Below are 14,569 nucleotides of genomic sequence, written 5' to 3'. Positions count from 1 at the left end.
CGGGAACGGACCTGGGAGCACCGCCGGGAGCGTCCATTTCGGGGTGGAGGCCGCGCGGCTCCGTTGCTGATTTCGAGACGATCGCTGCGCGATCTCCTCAATCAGCGGGGTGAGGTGGTCGCTCGGTCCGACTCTCCATCAGGGGGTCGAGACCTCGCCCCTCGCCGACGCCTCGATCAGCGCGGGGAGGTAGCGAGGCCCGGCTGCGCTTCCACTCAAGATCATCGGGCCGCTTGGGCCGCTTCGCCGCTCATCAGCGGGACGCGGGCCCAGGCGTCCGTTGTCGTACCCGAGAACGCGCCCCCGCCGCGGCGTCAACGGGGGCGCGCTAGGGCGCAGGGAGAAGCACAATCGAAAGATGAGCACCTCGGCGTCCCATCTCTTCGTGGTGCGCGGGAACATCGAGCACCTCGCGTGCGACGCGTGGCTGCTGCCCACCGACGCCCGCGCTCAGGTGACCGAGTCGTGGCGCAGCGTGCTCCCCGACCTCTCCTCGCGTCTTCGCCACTCGGAGGTCGACGATCTCCGAGCGGGCCGCTCGCTGGTCGCGGAACTCTCGGGAAGCGACGGCCGCCCGGCCCCCTGCTCACGGTGGGGACCGAGGACGCGCTGAGCTCTCCCGACGAGCTGCGTCCCGCCGTCCGCGCGTTCCTCGAGCGGGGCAGCGAGATCGCGCTGCGTCGCCGGGCCGACGGACTCGGCACAGCGGGGTCTCGTCCCGTCCCGCTCCTCGCTCTTCCGTTTTTCGGGTCGCGGGGTGGCGGCGGGCGGCTGACCCAGGGATCCCTGCTCACCACACTGCTCGACGAGGTGACCGAGACGGGCGAGCGCCTGGGCGTCGACGTGGTCCTCGTCCTCCGGGACGAGCCCGCCTACGCGCTGGCCCAGCAGCTCCGCCGGGCCCGGGGCGACTCCTGGGGTGCGCTCGCGCCCGGGCTCCTGAACGAGGCCGAGCGGCTCGCCGCCGAGGCTCGGGCCGGGCGGCTGGTGCCGTTCATGGGCGCGGGCGTCAGCGTCACGGCGGGAGCGCCCAACTGGGCAGGCCTGATCGAGCGCCTGGCCGACGCCGTCGAGCTCAGCGACGCCGAGCGGCAGAGCCTGCTGCTCGGCCGCCGCGATGCGCGGGATCAGGCGGCATTCCTGCGGTCGGCGTTCCTGCGCAATCCGGTCAACCGCGACCCCGACGGCGGCTTCGCCTCGGCGATCATCGAGATCGTCAACGTGCGCCGCTACGGACTGGCGCCCGCCCTGCTCGCCTCGCTGCGGGCGGAGCAGGCGATCACGCTCAACTACGACGAGCTCTTCGAGCGCGCCGCCGCTGATGCCGGACTCCCTCGCGATGTGCTGCCCGGCGAGGGCACTCCGGGCGCCCGCTGGCTCCTCAAGCTGCACGGCACGGTCACCGAGCGCGACAGTATCGTGCTCACCCGCGACGACTACCTGGGCTTCCACGCCGAGCGTGCGGCCTACAGCGCGCTGGTCGCCGCGACCATGATGACCCGGCACCTGCTCTTCGTCGGCTTCGGGCTGGCCGACGACCACTTCCACGAGATCGTGCACGACGTCCGCAGGACAGCGGGCCAGCCGGCCGCCGCGAAGATCGGCACGGTCCTCACGCTGCGCGAGGATCCGCTGGAGATGACGCTGTGGCGCGACGAGTTCCGCTTCGTGCGCGCCGAGATCGACGGGGACTCCTCCCCCGGCTCGTCGTCCCGGGCGCTCGAGGTCTTCCTCGACGCCGTCATGGCTCTCGCGACGGACCGGCACCCTTACCTGCTCGCCGAGGGGTTCGAGGACGGGCTCGACGAGCACGAGCTCGCGCTGCGGCAGGATCTCCTCGAGCTGGACCGCCGCATCCGAGACGGCGCGCGCGAAACCTCGTCGTGGACGCACGTCGACAGCGCGCTCCGAGAGCTGGGGCTCGGCCACAGCGCGGACTGACGGCCCGGCCGCCAGACCTGCCCCAGCTCCCTAGTAGACGAAGATCGGCAGCCAGGTCGGGTGATGCGCGTGCACGATCACCAGGAAGACGAAGAAGTCGAACAGCAGGTGCACCGTGATGACGTACGGCAGCGAGCGGGTACGCGTGAAGATGAACGCCTGCACCAGTGCGAACGGGATGGTGATCGCCGGGCCCCACGACCGGTAGCCGAGCTCCCACAGGAACGAGACGAAGATGACCGCCTGCAGCGGGATCGCCTGCCAGTCGGGCAGATGCCGCCGCAGCAGCGTGAACACCACGCAGATGAAGAACAGCTCGTCCCAGATGCCGACCGCGTTGACGCCCACGAAGAGCCGCGCGACCTCGTCCGGCGCCGTGACGGCCGGCCAGTTGCGGTAGGCGCCGGAGTTGATGAAGTAGTTCGGCAGGATCAGCCACGCCAGCACGACCGCGGTTCCGAGCCACGCCTTCTCGAGGAGCGTCCACTTGGTGCGCGGCGACGGGAACCGGATGGTGTGGTTCTTGTAGACGAACCGGTCGATCAGGTACGGCACAAGCACGGCCAGGGTGATGACCGTGCCGAACAGCGCCATGTTCGGGTAGTCGAGGTTCGCCTCGACGGAGATGCTGCTGACGATCCCGAGGCCGAGGGCGATGAGCAGCAGGTCGGCCGCGAGGGCGCGCCGAATGAGCAGGGCGCCCAGGACGCTGACCACGAGCAGCGCGTAGCCCGGGAGGAGCACGCCCGGACCGAGCGCCAGGCGGAGGCCGAACAGGAACACGGCAGCGGCGGCGATCCCGAGCGCGGGCAGCACCGCCCAAGGGCTGCTGATCTCCCCCGTCGCCGACCGCACCCTCCCACCCTGCCAGGTCGGGTCCGGGAGAGGGACGCGCGGCGCGGCCCGGGTTGACCCCGAATGACTGGGCCCTGATTTCGAGACGCGGCCTCGCCGCTCCTCAATCATCGAGTTGCCGGGGTGTCTCGCTTCCGGCCCTGATCAGCCGAGGGCTGGGGCGATGTCCTTCGCGATCGACTCGAGGATGCGGGCGTTGAAGTCCACGCCGAGCTGGTTCGGCACCGTGACGAGCACCGTATCCGCATCGCGCACGGCCGCATCCTTCGACAGCTCGGCGACGATCTGGTCCGGCGAGCCGATGAAGCTGCGGCCGAAGCGGGCGAGCCCGCCGTCGAGGTGGCCCACCTGGTCGTGCGCGTCCGCCTGCGCGCGCAGGCCGAAGTAGCGACGCGTCTCGTCGTCGATGAGCGGCAGGATGCTGCGGCTCACCGACACCCGGGGCTCACGCTCCCAGCCGGCCTTTGCCCAGGCATCCCGGAACATCGTGATCTGCTCCGCCTGGAGCTCGTCGAACGGAACGCCGGTGTCCTCGGTGAGCAGGGTCGAGCTCATGAGGTTCATGCCCTGCTCGGCGGTCCAGACCGCGGTGGCGCGCGTCCCCGCACCCCACCAGATGCGGTCCGAGAGGCCGGGCGACTGCGGCTGGATGGCGAGGAGCCCGTTGGCCGCCGTCATCTGCGGGTTCGCCTGCGCGACGCCGGCGCCGGCGATCGCGGCGCGGAAGACGGCGGCGTGATCGCGGGCCATGTCGGCGTCCGTCGCCCCCTCCTCCGGCACGTAGCCGAAGGACTCACTGCCGCGCAGGGCCGTCTCGGGTGAGCCCCGGCTGATCCCGAGCTGCAGCCGCCCGCCGCTGATCAGGTCCGCGGCGGCCGCATCCTCGGCCATGTAGAGGGGTTCTCGTACCGCATGTCGATGACGGCGGTGCCGAGCTCAATCGTCCGGGTACGGGCCCCCATCGCGGCGAGGAGCGGGAACGGGGAGGCGAGCTGCGGGGCGAAGTGGTGCACGCGGACGTAGGCCCCGTCGACGCCGACCTCCTCGGCCGCGACCGCGAGCTCGATGGTCTGCAGCAGTGCGTCCGCCCCCGTGCGGACCTGGGAGCCGCGGACCGGCTGCCAGTGGCCGAAGGAGAGGAACCCGATGCGCTTGGTCATGCTCGAGTCAGCGCCGCCGAGCCGCCCGCTATTCCGGCGAGCCCGGACCGGTCCGGATGGACGACGCCTGGCAGGATCGGCTCGTGCCCGAAGTTCGCGTTCGAGCCGCCACGCCGGCCGATGCCGGAGAGGTCGGGATCCTCGTCGAGCTCGCGTACGCCCCGTACGTCGGCCGAATCGGGCGCCGTCCCGCGCCGATGGACCAGGACTACCGCGCGGTCCTCTTGGTCGGCACCGGGTGGGTGGCCGAGCTCGACGGAAGGATCGCCGGCGTCGCGATCGCGGTTCCGCGTCCGACTTCACTGCTCCTCGACAATCTCGCCGTAGACCCCGAGGTCCAGGGCACGGGGATCGGTGAACGCCTGCTCGCCGAGGTCGAACGGCACGCGCTCGCGCTCGGGCTGCACCGGATCGACCTGTACACCAACGAGGCGATGACCGAAAACCTCGCGTACTACGAGCGTCGCGGCTATCGCGAGACCGCGCGCGCCGAGGAGGACGGCTTCCGCAGGGTCTACCTCAGCAGGATGCTGCCGGCCGCGCCCTGAGCGCTACGCCTGAGGGTTGCCGAGCGAGCCGAGCAGCTGCGACTTCGACATCGACGAGTACCCGCGCACGCCGCGCTCCTTGGCCAGCGAGCGGAGCTGTGCGACCGTCCACGAGGTGTCGGGGCCGGCCTCCGTCGTCACCGGAGCGATGAACGGCGACGAGGCGCCGCCGAGAGCCGGAGTGCTCTCGCCGACGACCGGATCCTGGGCCGGGACGGTCTTGGCGGCCTTCTTCGGCTTGGTGGTCGTGGGCGCCGCCACGTCGAGGGGCTCCGACACCGGCTCCGACTCGGACGAGGTCTCGGCGGCAGTCTCCGGCGTCGTCTTCACCGCGGCCTGCCGCTCCTCGGATGCCTCGAGCGCGGGCTTCGGCTCGGTCGGCGCGGAGCTGTCCACCTGGGGTGAGCTCTCGGCCGCCTGCACGTGCGGGACAGGCGTCTCAGCGAACGCGGCAACAGGCGCCTCGTCGACGGAGGTCTGCAGCTCGGCCGGAGTCGGCGTCTCCTGCGTCGCGCCGCCTGCACGCGCACCGGCCACCTTGCGCCAGGCACCCTTCAGCGAGGCGAGCACGCCCGGCTTCCGTTCCTTGTCCTGAGTGTCGGCAGCCACGAGATTCCTTTCAACGGTCAACAGCAAGAACAGCCATCTTGCCCATTCTCGGCAGATTTCCAGCGGAAGGGGGACGGCCGTGTCACGATCCGAAACCCTGCCAGGCGGCGATCAGCCGTCCGTGCGGGCACCGCTCGAGTCGTACTCCAGCGGCGTCCAGTCGCGCAGCGGGGACGCGACGGCGACCCCTTCGACGACGAACGGGTCCCGGGCCACGAACTCCTGGGCGGCTTCGCGTGAGCGGAACACGCTCATGGCCCCCTCCTCGAGCCTGCCGAAGTTGCCGATCGCGACGATGCCTCCCCCGCGGGCGAACTCGTCGACCCAGGCGCGGTGGCGCGGGTACACGTCCGGGACCAGGGCCGCGTTCGCGACCGTGTAGAAGCACACGGAGTACATGCGGGGAGAGTACCGGGGCTCGTGCTCGGGCGCTCCGGCGATCCCCCGACAGGGAAGAATGAGCCCGGTGGACGTGGTCGAGTGGGAGCAGCGGATCGCCGACGCGTGGGAGCGGTTCGACGAGCTCGGGGACGAGCGCTTCCTCGCCCTTCTGGCGAAGCTCGCGCCGCAGGGGCCGGAAGCGGCGGCGCTGTACGAGCAGGGGTCTGCGTTCGACTCGACCGGCCACGAGGCGGAGGCGGTCGAGCTCTACGAGCGCGCGCTGGCGGCCGGGCTCGGCGAGGATCGGCGACGCCAGGCCGTGATCCAGCTCGCCAGCTCGCTCCGCAACCTTGGCAGGGCCGCGGATGGGGCCGCGCTGCTCGAGGCTGAGCAGAGCGCGGTGTCGGACGAACTGGACGACGCGGTGCGTGCGTTCCTGGCACTGTGCCTCGTGGATGCCGGCCGCGAGCGGGAAGCGGTCGGCGTCGCGCTGCAGGCGCTGGCCGCGCACCTGCCGCGGTACGCGCGCTCGGTGCGGGCGTACGCGGGCGAGCTGCGGGGAAGCGGCAGCGACCGGATCTGACTGCAACCGTGCGGACGTGTCGCAACCGCGGACCGATGCGACACGTCCGCACGGTTGCGACACACGCCCCGTGGTAGGCCTGTCGGAGGCCGCTGGTACGGTTCCGGGTGGATTGAAGGGGGCCGGATGTTCGTCCGCAACGAGGTGGTGCACTACAGCGCCAGCGACCTCACCGCCGCCGTGAGCTGCGAGTGGGCACTGATGCGCCTGCTCGACGCGAAGCTCGGCCGGATCCCCGCCGTGGAGGAGCCGGAGGACGCCATGATGGCGCGCGCCGCCGTGCTCGGCAACACCCACGAGGAGCACGCCCTCGCCGCGTACCGCGCCCGGCTCGGCGAGCACTCCCCGGCCTCCCGGGCGGGGTGGCGGAGATCGCGCGCCCCGAGCCGTCGACCGACGCCGACGCGCTGCGGGCCGCCATGGCCGCGACCGTGCAGGCCATGCGGGACGGCGCCGACGTCGTCTTCCAGGGCACCTTCTATGACGGCCGCTTCGTCGGCTTCGCCGACTTCCTCGTCCGCACCGAGACCGAGGACGGCTGGGTGTACGAGGTCTACGACACGAAGCTCGCCCGCAAGGCGAAGATCTCGGCTCTGCTCCAGCTCGCCGCCTACGCGGTCCAGCTCGAGGCGCTGGGCATCCCGGTCGGCCCGCAGGTGCACCTGCTGCTGGGCGACGGCAGCACCTCGACGCACCGCCTCGCCGACATCCTCCCCGTGTTCCGCGACCGCATCGCTCGCCTCCTGCAGATGGTCGACGCGCGCGTCGCCGACCCCGCTCCCATCGCCTGGGGCGTCGCGGGGTACACCGCGTGCGGTCGCTGCGCCACGTGCGCCGAGCAGGTGGAGGCGAGCCGCGACGTGCTCCTCGTCGCAAGGCTCAATGCGGGTCAGCGCCGCCGCCTGGCGGACGCGGGCATCACCACGATCGACCAGCTCGCCTCGAGCACGGGCGACATCGACGGGATCGGCTCGGCGACGCTCGAGAAGCTCCGCGACCAGGCGCGCATGCAGCTGTCCGCGCCGCCGCACGGGCCCGACGAGCGCCCCGAGGTCCGCTACCGCGTGCACGACACCGCGGGCCTCGCCGCCCTTCCGGAGCCCGACGCGGGCGACATCTTCTTCGACTTCGAGGGCGACCCGCTCTGGACGGACGGGGACACCCGCTTCTGGGGCCTCGAGTACCTGTTCGGCGTGATCGACCACGACGGCGAGCGGGAGCACTTCCGCCCGTTCTGGGCGCACGACCGCGCCCAGGAGAAGCAGGCGCTGCTCGACTTCCTTGGCTACGTGACCGAACGGCGCACGCGCTTCCCGGGCATGCACATCTACCACTACGCCGACTACGAGCGGAGCCACCTGCAGCAGCTCTGCGCCCGGCACGGCGTCGGGGAGGCGATGCTCGACGACCTCCTCCGGGAGCACGTCTTCGTCGACCTCTACCCGGTGGTCATGCACAGCATCCGCATCTCCGAGCGCTCCTACAGCCTCAAGAAGCTGGAGCCGCTCTACATGGGCGATGAGCTGCGCGCAAGCGACGTCACCAACGCGGCGGACTCGATCGTCGCCTACGTCGACTACACGCTCCTCCGCGACGCCGGCCGCGAGAAGGAGGCCGCCGCCCAGCTCGCCGAGATCGAGGAATACAACCGCTACGACTGCGTCTCCACGCTCCGGCTCCGCGACTGGCTGCTCGCCCGCGCGGACGAGGCCGGCATCGGCCGGCGCCGGGTACCCATGGTGGACGAGCCGCGGGACAGCTACATCGGCCGCCAGGAGGACCGCGTGCGGGACCGGCTGCTGAGCGCGATCGAGGGGATCGCCGCGCTCGACCGCACGCCGGACCAGCAGGCGATCGCGCTGGCCGCGGCTGCCATCGAGTACCACCGCCGCGAGGACAAGACGTACTGGTGGGAGCACTTCAACCGGGAGATCACGCCGCTCGAGGAGTGGGCCGACTCCCGCGACGTGCTCGTCGTCGAGTCGGCCGAGGTCGTCTCCGACTGGGAGCTGCGCGGCAAGAAGAAGTCCGACAGTCGCATCCTGCGCCTGCGCGGGCGGCTCGCTCCCGCGAGCCGGCTCGAGGTCGGTGGACAGCCGCACATCATGTACGGCTCTCCGGTCCCGCTCGGCTGCCCGCCGGTCCCCGAGGGCCAGCGCGGGGAGCACGACAGCACCGAGGTGCTCTCCGTGGCCGAGACCGAGGACGGCACGGAGGTGCTCCTCGAGGAGACGGCCGGGGAGGGCGTCGACGGCTGGACCGAGCTGCCGATCGCACTGACACCCGCCCGGCCGATCCCCACCGCGGCCCAACGCGCCGCGATCCTCGAGTGGGGTGGCGAGCTGGCCGACGGACTGCCGGAGCTCGCGCAGGGGCCCGCGCTCGACCTCCTGCGCCGGAACCGCCCGCGGTTCCGTGACGGAGGAACTCTCGACCCCGTCGTCGGCGGCGACACCGTCACCGCCATCGTCGGCAGCCTCATCCGGCTCGACCTCTCCTACCTCGCCGTCCAGGGGCCTCCCGGATCCGGCAAGACCTTCGTCGGCGCGGGAGTCATCGCGAAGCTCCTCGAACAGGGCAGGCGGATCGGCGTCGTCGCCCAGTCGCACGAGGTGGTCGAGAACCTGCTCCGCAAGATCGTGGCGCTCGGAGTCGACCCCGCCCGGGTGGCGAAGAAGGCGCCGAGCCGCGGCTACGAGACGCCGCCGGAGTGGACGGTGCTCACCGACAACAAGCAGGTGATGAACTTCGTGGTGGCCGAGCGGCGGCGGGGCTTCGTCCTGGGCGGCACCGCGTGGGACTTCGCCAATCCCAAGAAGGTGCCGCGGGGCGGCGTCGACCTGCTCGTCATCGACGAGGCGGGGCAGTTCTCCCTCGCCAACACGATCGCCGTGGCGACCAGCGCGCGCAAGCTGCTGCTCCTCGGCGACCCGCAGCAGCTTCCCCAGGTCAGCCAGGGGCTACATCCGGAGCCGGTCGACCAGTCGGCGCTCGGCTGGCTCTCAGACGGGCACGACGTGCTGCCCGCGGGTTTCGGCTACTTCCTCGACCAGAGCTGGCGGATGCACCCGGAACTGTGCGCAGCGGTCTCCGACCTCTCCTACGAGGGCCGCCTCACCTCCCGCGTCCCGGAGACCACCGATCGGGTGCTGGAAGGCGTCGATCCGGGCCTGCACTCGGTGCCGGTGCCGTCCGCGGGGAACGCGACCGAGTCGCCGGAGGAGGCGGAGCGCGTCCTCGAGCTGGTCCGGGCGCACGTCGGCCTGCCCTGGACCGACGAGTCCGTCGGGCGCGTCGCCGACCCGCTGCGGCCGGCCGATGTGATCGTGGTCGCGCCCTACAACGCCCAGGTGGAGCTGATCCGGCGCCGGCTCGACGAGGCGGGCTTCCGGGACACCCCGGTCAGCACGGTGGACAAGTTCCAGGGCCAGGAGGCACCGGTCGCGATCGTCTCGCTCACCGCCTCCAGCGCCGACGAGGTGCCGCGGGGCATCGCGTTCCTGCTCCTACGCAATCGCCTCAACGTCGCCATCTCCCGCGCGAAGTGGGCGGCGTACCTCGTCCACTCCCCTGCCCTCGGCGAGTTCCTGCCGACCACGGCAGAGGGGCTGGCCGAGCTCGCCGGCTTCCTGCGGCTCACGGCGTCCACGGCGGACGAGCCGACGCCCGCTCAGCTCCAGCCAGTGCCGTAGCGGCTCCTCTCCTGGCGCGGCGGCCCGCAACCCCTTGCCGCCGCCGACGCGGCGGGCTTGAGTCGAGGAGAGCATCCGCCGACGAGAGGAACCAGCATGAGCACCCCGAACAGCAACCGCCCGGCGGACACCGAGGTCGAGCAGCGGCCCACCGTCGCCTCGGTGGCCGCCGTGGCGTCCACCACCGACGACCTCGAGGCCGCCGAACCCACGCATCCGGACCGCCCGGTCGGCGTGAACGTCGACACCGCGAGCCTCGGCACCGAGCCCGGCGCGTCCGAGGAGCTGCCCGCCGACGACGAGCTGCCGGTCGACGAGGACCTCGCGGACGCCGAGGAGGGGCTGGGGGCGGAGACCGACGCCGCCGACAGCCGCGACGCCTAGCGCTGCGGAGCCCCGGCCGTTCCGTGCGCGACCGGGGCTCACTAGTCTTCGCCTGTGACAGCACCGGGCACCACGACCACCCCGACTCGCCGGACCATCAGGGGCTCCGCCGGGCCGCCGTCGCGGCCGTTCTGGTGTCACTCGTCGTCGCCGCGCTTCTCGGCATCCTCGCCCTGTTCAGCGGCGAGTTCGGCGAGACGCAGGGCCGCGTACTGCTGACGACCCTCCTCACCGGCGCGGTCGGGATCGCCGCCCTCTGCCACCTCGCCGTGGCCGGCCGTCCGGTGCGCATCGTCGGCATCCTGGGGCTCGCCGTGACCGCGATCGCGTTCCTCCTCGGGCTGATCCTCATCTGGAACAGCGGAAGCAGCGACCTGAGCGGCCTCTTCCGGGCTTTCGGCATCGCCTCCATCCTGGCGGTGTCCTTCGCGCAGGCGAACCTCCTCCTGCTCCTCAGCGGCCGACGGCACACCGTCCTGCGCGCCGGGCTTCTCGTCACGCTGGGCCTCGTCGCGCTGGCCGCCGCCATGATCGTGCTGCCCATCGCCACCGACGGCGCCGTCCCGGGCGATGCCGCCGGAGACCTCTACTGGCGGATCTTCGGCGCGGTCGCCATCCTCGACGCCCTCGGCACCGTCGCGCTGCCGATCCTCGGCCTCTTCCTCCGGGATGCGGTCACCGGACGGGTCACCGTCACCCTGACCGGCGCCACGGCGGACCGGCTCCGCCGCTACGCCGCCGCCCGGAACACCTCACCCGAGGCGGCCGTGGCGGGCCTGGTGGACGCCCTGCCGGACGCGGTTCCCGACCGGATCGAGACCTGAGGCTCGACCTCAGGACACTCCGGCGGCCCGAGCCTGGCGTGTCGCCGACGCGATCCCCTGCCGCCACACGCCGCCGTGGCCGGGCAGCACGATCGACGCACCCGTGGCCTCCAGCGAGTCGAGCGAGGCCAGCGCCTGCATGCTGTCCGCGGTGGCCGCCTTCGAGACGATCTGGGCGCCGCTGCCGCCCGTGTACGGGTCGAGCGTGACGAGGGCGTCACCGGAGAGCAGTGCGTCGCGCTGCGGGAAGTGCAGCGCGCAGTGGCCGAACGTGTGGCCCGGCGAGAACACCACCGAGGGCCGGCCGGGGACGTCCAGCACCGTGCCGGGCGCGAAGTAGTTGAGGTCCTCGACCCCCGGCACCCGCCACGCGCCGGCCGCGGTCATCGCACCGAGCACGGGGATGCCCTTCGGGTGCCGGAGAGGATAGAGCGATCGTGGCGCCTCGTGTGCGTACCGGTAGGGGTGGCGGGCGATGTACGCTTCGGAGGCGTGACCCCAGACCGGCACGTTCCACTCGGTCTGGATGCGCCGGGCGAAGCCGAGATGGTCGAAGTGGGCGTGCGTCAGCACGAGGGCCGCCACCTGCGCGGGACGCTTCCCGATCGCCTCGAGCGCGCGCAGGAGCACCGGCCACGTCGCGGGCAGGGCGGCGTCGACGATGGTGACGTCGTCGCCCTCCTCCACCAGGTAGCAGTTGACGAAGGCGTGGGCGAGCCGGTGGATGCCGGGCGCCACATTCCGGGTCAGCTGGGGGCCTTTGTTCTCCTCGGTCCGCGTGCGCTGCGTCATCCCCGCTCCTTCTGTCGTGCGCCTCACGCTATTGCGGCGCCTCGGCGGGGACGAGGGGGTTGCAGGACCCCCGCGGGTCCGTCAGGGCGCTGATGCACCTGTCCCGAGCTCTCACGTCGCTTTCAGGCGGCTTCCAGGAATCGCGGCCAGGCTAGGAATGTTCCGCAAGAACGAGAGTCAGGAGACGCCATGGGCATCGGAGACAAGATCCAGAACGCGGCCGAAGAAGCCAAGGGCAAGGCCAAGGAAGGCATCGGCGACGCCACCAACAACCCGGACCTCAAGGCCGAGGGCAAGGGCGACCAGGCGGGCGCGAACCTCAAGCAGGCGGGCGAGAACGTCAAGGACGTCTTCAAGTAACCCCTGCTGCACCACGAAGGGCCACCGGCAACGGTGGCCCTTCGTCGTTTCCGGGGCGTCGCGGGCGAGCCTCCGCCGCGGTGTCGCGGAGCCGGGGGTACCGATTCTTACCGCCGCCTGAGAAAGCACTTCCGCGGCAGCGGGGCCGTCCTAGCGTGGGAACGACCACCATCGAAGGGGGATCCCGTGTCCGGTCACGGCACCGACCGCGACCGCGACCGCGCCTGACCCTGCCGAGCCGCGAAGGAGAACCGCCATGCCGCAACGCACTCCCCTCGTCGACCTGGTCGACGATCTCCGCAAGCCCGGGACCTGGGTGACGGTCTACACCGACGCGTCCATGGACACCGCCGATCCGCGCGGCGTCGCGCAGGCCCGCCGGCGGTCGGTGCTCGATCGGCTGAAGGAGGCGGGCGTCGCCGGCCCCCAGCTGGCCGAGCTCGCCGACGCGCTCGAGGGAACCGACGGGATGCCGAGCCCCGTCACCCGCTTCGTGCTCATGCGCGACGGCGAGCTGGTCTGCAACCTCCTCACGCCCGGAGCGCCGAACGGTCCGGAGATCGCCGAAGCGGGCCCGATCCCCCGGCTGGTCCCGCTCCTGCGCACCCGTCCCGACGAGTTCGTGTACCTCGTCGTCGAGACCTCCCGCGACGGCGGCGAGGTCGGGGTCTTCCGCTCCACGCAGGTCGGCGCCGAGCACACCGAGGAGGTCCAGGGACGCGTCGACACCCTGCACAAGATCCCGGGCGGCGGATGGGCGCACCTGCGGCTCCAGCACCACGTGGAGGAGATCTGGAAGCAGACGGAGACCGAGCTGGCGGCCGTGGTGGAGCCGCTCGTCCTCGAGCACCGTCCCCGCCTCCTCGTGGTCGCGGGCGACGTCAACGCCCGCCAGCTGCTGGTCGGCCAGCTGTCGCCGCGCAGCCGCGAGCTCGTCGCGCAGCTGGATGCGAACACCCGCGGCGCAGGCGCGTCTCGCGAGACCCTCGACCGCTTCGTGGAGGAGCAGCTCGACCGGCTGCTCACCGCCGACCGGACGGCCGAGCTCGACCGGCTGCGCCAGGAGCTCGGCCGCGAGGGCGGCGCCGCGGAGCACGGCGTCGGCAACGTCGTCCACGCCGCGCGCCAGGCGCAGGTCGATGTGCTGTTCCTCGACCCGGGGGCCCTCGAGGAGCGGACGCTCCTCGCCCTCGACGCCGAGCCGTGGGTCGCCACGGCGCCCGAGGACGCGGCGCCTGCGCAGGTTCTCGGCAAGGTGCCGGCGGCCGAGGCCCTGCTCCGCGCGGCAGCGCTCACCGACGCCTCGATCCGGCTCGTCACCGGCCCGCAGCTGGGCGACGCGTCCGGAGTCGCGGCGCTGCTGCGCTGGAGCGCCCCGGCGCCCACCGGCGGCTGAGGGCCGGGATAGGGTTCCGGCATGCGAATCCCTTCGGCGCGCGGCGAAGTCAGCTCCCGCCTCTTCGCCCTGCTCGAGAGCCCCACACCCGACTCCCGGGAGGAGTTCGCGTCCGCGGTCGGGGCCGCCCTCGCCGCCGATCCGGATCTCTTGGCCGACGACGACCTGCAGCTGTCCCTCTTCTGCCTGTACGAGCTCGCGTACAGCGGGCTCGACGGCGTCGCCGACCTGGAGTGGGATCCGGGTCTCCTCGCGGCGCGCGCCGACCTCGAGGCGGCGTTCGAGCAGCAGCTGCGCGCTCTCGTGCCCGTTCCGGCACTTCCGGAGCCGACGGCGGACGCCGTCGCCGCTCTCCTGTTCGACCAGACCGCGCCGAGCGGCGGCCGCAGCCTCTCGCGCTACGTCGCCAAGCAGGCCACCGACGAGCAGCTGCACGAGTTCCTCATGCTGCGCTCGGTGTCCACGCTCAAGGAGGCGGACCCGCACACCTTCGCGATCCCGCGGCTGCGCGGCCGGGCCAAGGCGGCGCTCGTCGAGATCCAGGCGGACGAGTACGGGGGCGGGCGGCCGGGCCGAATGCACTCCGCGATCTACGCGCTCACCCTCCGGGGCGCTGGGCTCGACGACACCTACGGCGCCTACCTCGACGCCGCGCCCGCCATCGTCCTCGCCGCCTGCAACCAGATGTCCCTCTTCGGGCTGCACCGGCGGCTGCGTGGGGCGGCGGTCGGTCACCTCGCCGCGTTCGAGATGACGTCCTCGATCCCGAACCGCAACTACGGCAACGGCTTCCGCCGGCTCGGCTACGACGAGGACGTCACCTGGTACTTCGACGAGCACGTCGAAGCGGATGCGGTGCACGAGCAGATCGCCGCCCGCGACCTGGCAGGCGGCCTCGCCGAGAGCGACCCCGACCTGATTCCCGACATCCTCTTCGGCGCCGGAGCATCCCTCCTCGTCGACGGCCTCGCCGCCGAGCACATCCTCGCCTCCTGGGAGGCCGGGCGCAGTGCGCTCCGGGTCCCGGCGCCGGTGCGCGCGTAG

14 protein-coding genes and 1 pseudogene are annotated in these 14,569 nt (G+C 72.1%); 10 read left to right on the top strand and 5 right to left on the bottom strand.

What is annotated here, in order from left to right; translation table 11 throughout:
* The first annotated feature begins 358 nt into the window (after positions 1 to 358).
* Both QUE51_RS14550 and QUE51_RS14545 read left to right on the top strand, forming a co-directional pair.
* Positions 359 to 613, top strand: a complete 255-nt coding sequence (locus QUE51_RS14550) for a hypothetical protein (protein WP_286277066.1) — start codon at positions 359 to 361, stop codon at positions 611 to 613.
* Complete coding sequence (locus QUE51_RS14545; RefSeq protein WP_286277065.1) at positions 592 to 1,941, top strand: SIR2 family NAD-dependent protein deacylase; 1,350 nt, start codon at positions 592 to 594, stop codon at positions 1,939 to 1,941. Before QUE51_RS14550 ends, QUE51_RS14545 begins: the two co-directional genes overlap by 22 nt.
* A 30-nt stretch (positions 1,942 to 1,971) precedes the next feature.
* Here QUE51_RS14545 and QUE51_RS14540 read toward each other — a convergent pair whose 3' ends face one another.
* Both QUE51_RS14540 and QUE51_RS14535 read right to left on the bottom strand, forming a co-directional pair.
* The gene (locus QUE51_RS14540; RefSeq protein ID WP_286277064.1) at positions 1,972 to 2,796 is read right to left on the bottom strand and encodes a CPBP family intramembrane glutamic endopeptidase; all 825 of its coding nucleotides are present in this window, start codon (positions 2,794 to 2,796) and stop codon (positions 1,972 to 1,974) included.
* 144 nt (positions 2,797 to 2,940) lie between these two features.
* Positions 2,941 to 3,956, bottom strand: a pseudogene (locus QUE51_RS14535) (LLM class flavin-dependent oxidoreductase).
* Between the two features lie 83 nt (positions 3,957 to 4,039).
* Between QUE51_RS14535 and QUE51_RS14530 the strand changes: the two are divergent.
* Entirely contained in the window at positions 4,040 to 4,504 is a 465-nt protein-coding gene (locus QUE51_RS14530; RefSeq protein WP_286277063.1) for a GNAT family N-acetyltransferase, read from the top strand.
* 3 nt (positions 4,505 to 4,507) lie between these two features.
* Here the strand turns inward: QUE51_RS14530 and QUE51_RS14525 are convergent, their stop codons facing one another.
* Positions 4,508 to 5,113 (bottom strand): Rho termination factor N-terminal domain-containing protein, encoded by a 606-nt coding sequence (locus QUE51_RS14525; protein WP_286277062.1) that lies wholly within the window; start codon positions 5,111 to 5,113, stop codon positions 4,508 to 4,510.
* Positions 5,114 to 5,224: 111 nt separating this feature from the next.
* Complete coding sequence (locus tag QUE51_RS14520) at positions 5,225 to 5,512, bottom strand: YciI family protein (protein ID WP_286277061.1); 288 nt, start codon at positions 5,510 to 5,512, stop codon at positions 5,225 to 5,227.
* A gap of 67 nt (positions 5,513 to 5,579) precedes the next feature.
* On the opposite strand from QUE51_RS14520, the gene QUE51_RS14515 reads away from it, so the two are divergent.
* The 4 genes from QUE51_RS14515 to QUE51_RS14500 all read left to right on the top strand — a co-directional run bounded on the left by QUE51_RS14515 (position 5,580) and on the right by QUE51_RS14500 (position 10,977).
* Positions 5,580 to 6,077, top strand: coding sequence for a tetratricopeptide repeat protein (locus QUE51_RS14515; protein ID WP_286277060.1), 498 nt, complete (start codon positions 5,580 to 5,582; stop codon positions 6,075 to 6,077).
* A gap of 362 nt (positions 6,078 to 6,439) precedes the next feature.
* Positions 6,440 to 9,769 (top strand): TM0106 family RecB-like putative nuclease, encoded by a 3,330-nt coding sequence (locus tag QUE51_RS14510; protein WP_434017213.1) that lies wholly within the window; start codon positions 6,440 to 6,442, stop codon positions 9,767 to 9,769.
* 96 nt (positions 9,770 to 9,865) lie between these two features.
* A complete protein-coding gene (locus QUE51_RS14505; RefSeq protein WP_286277059.1) occupies positions 9,866 to 10,153 on the top strand; it encodes a hypothetical protein in 288 nt (95 codons plus the stop codon).
* Between the two features lie 134 nt (positions 10,154 to 10,287).
* On the top strand, positions 10,288 to 10,977 hold the full coding sequence (locus QUE51_RS14500; RefSeq protein WP_286277058.1) for a hypothetical protein: 690 nt from the start codon (positions 10,288 to 10,290) through the stop codon (positions 10,975 to 10,977).
* Positions 10,978 to 10,986: 9 nt separating this feature from the next.
* Here QUE51_RS14500 and QUE51_RS14495 read toward each other — a convergent pair whose 3' ends face one another.
* Positions 10,987 to 11,769, bottom strand: coding sequence for an MBL fold metallo-hydrolase (locus QUE51_RS14495; RefSeq protein WP_286277057.1), 783 nt, complete (start codon positions 11,767 to 11,769; stop codon positions 10,987 to 10,989).
* A 189-nt stretch (positions 11,770 to 11,958) separates the two neighbouring features.
* Here QUE51_RS14495 and QUE51_RS14490 point away from each other — a divergent pair, with 189 nt between their 5' ends.
* The 3 genes from QUE51_RS14490 (at position 11,959) to QUE51_RS14480 (ending at position 14,569) form a co-directional block, all read left to right on the top strand.
* Positions 11,959 to 12,129 (top strand): CsbD family protein, encoded by a 171-nt coding sequence (locus tag QUE51_RS14490; RefSeq protein WP_286277056.1) that lies wholly within the window; start codon positions 11,959 to 11,961, stop codon positions 12,127 to 12,129.
* A gap of 256 nt (positions 12,130 to 12,385) precedes the next feature.
* Positions 12,386 to 13,525, top strand: coding sequence for a baeRF2 domain-containing protein (locus QUE51_RS14485; protein ID WP_286277055.1), 1,140 nt, complete (start codon positions 12,386 to 12,388; stop codon positions 13,523 to 13,525).
* A 21-nt stretch (positions 13,526 to 13,546) separates the two neighbouring features.
* On the top strand, positions 13,547 to 14,569 hold the full coding sequence (locus tag QUE51_RS14480; RefSeq protein ID WP_286277054.1) for an iron-containing redox enzyme family protein: 1,023 nt from the start codon (positions 13,547 to 13,549) through the stop codon (positions 14,567 to 14,569).

The sequence above is a fragment of the Naasia aerilata genome (genome assembly GCF_030296595.1).
In the GTDB taxonomy this organism is placed as follows: Bacteria; Actinomycetota; Actinomycetes; order Actinomycetales; family Microbacteriaceae; genus Naasia; species Naasia aerilata.
Note: the sequence above shows the minus strand (reverse complement) of the source record. Positions and strands in the feature narration are given on the sequence as shown.

Excerpts from the sequence above, each read along its gene's own strand:
- QUE51_RS14550 (WP_286277066.1), top strand. The coding sequence starts at position 359 with ATGAGCACCTCGGCGTCCCATCTCTTCGTGGTGCGCGGGAACATCGAG.
- QUE51_RS14520 (WP_286277061.1), bottom strand. The coding sequence starts at position 5,512 with ATGTACTCCGTGTGCTTCTACACGGTCGCGAACGCGGCCCTGGTCCCG.
- QUE51_RS14505 (WP_286277059.1), top strand. The coding sequence starts at position 9,866 with ATGAGCACCCCGAACAGCAACCGCCCGGCGGACACCGAGGTCGAGCAG.
- QUE51_RS14495 (WP_286277057.1), bottom strand. The coding sequence starts at position 11,769 with ATGACGCAGCGCACGCGGACCGAGGAGAACAAAGGCCCCCAGCTGACC.
- QUE51_RS14490 (WP_286277056.1), top strand. The coding sequence starts at position 11,959 with ATGGGCATCGGAGACAAGATCCAGAACGCGGCCGAAGAAGCCAAGGGC.
- QUE51_RS14485 (WP_286277055.1), top strand. The coding sequence starts at position 12,386 with ATGCCGCAACGCACTCCCCTCGTCGACCTGGTCGACGATCTCCGCAAG.
- QUE51_RS14480 (WP_286277054.1), top strand. The coding sequence starts at position 13,547 with ATGCGAATCCCTTCGGCGCGCGGCGAAGTCAGCTCCCGCCTCTTCGCC.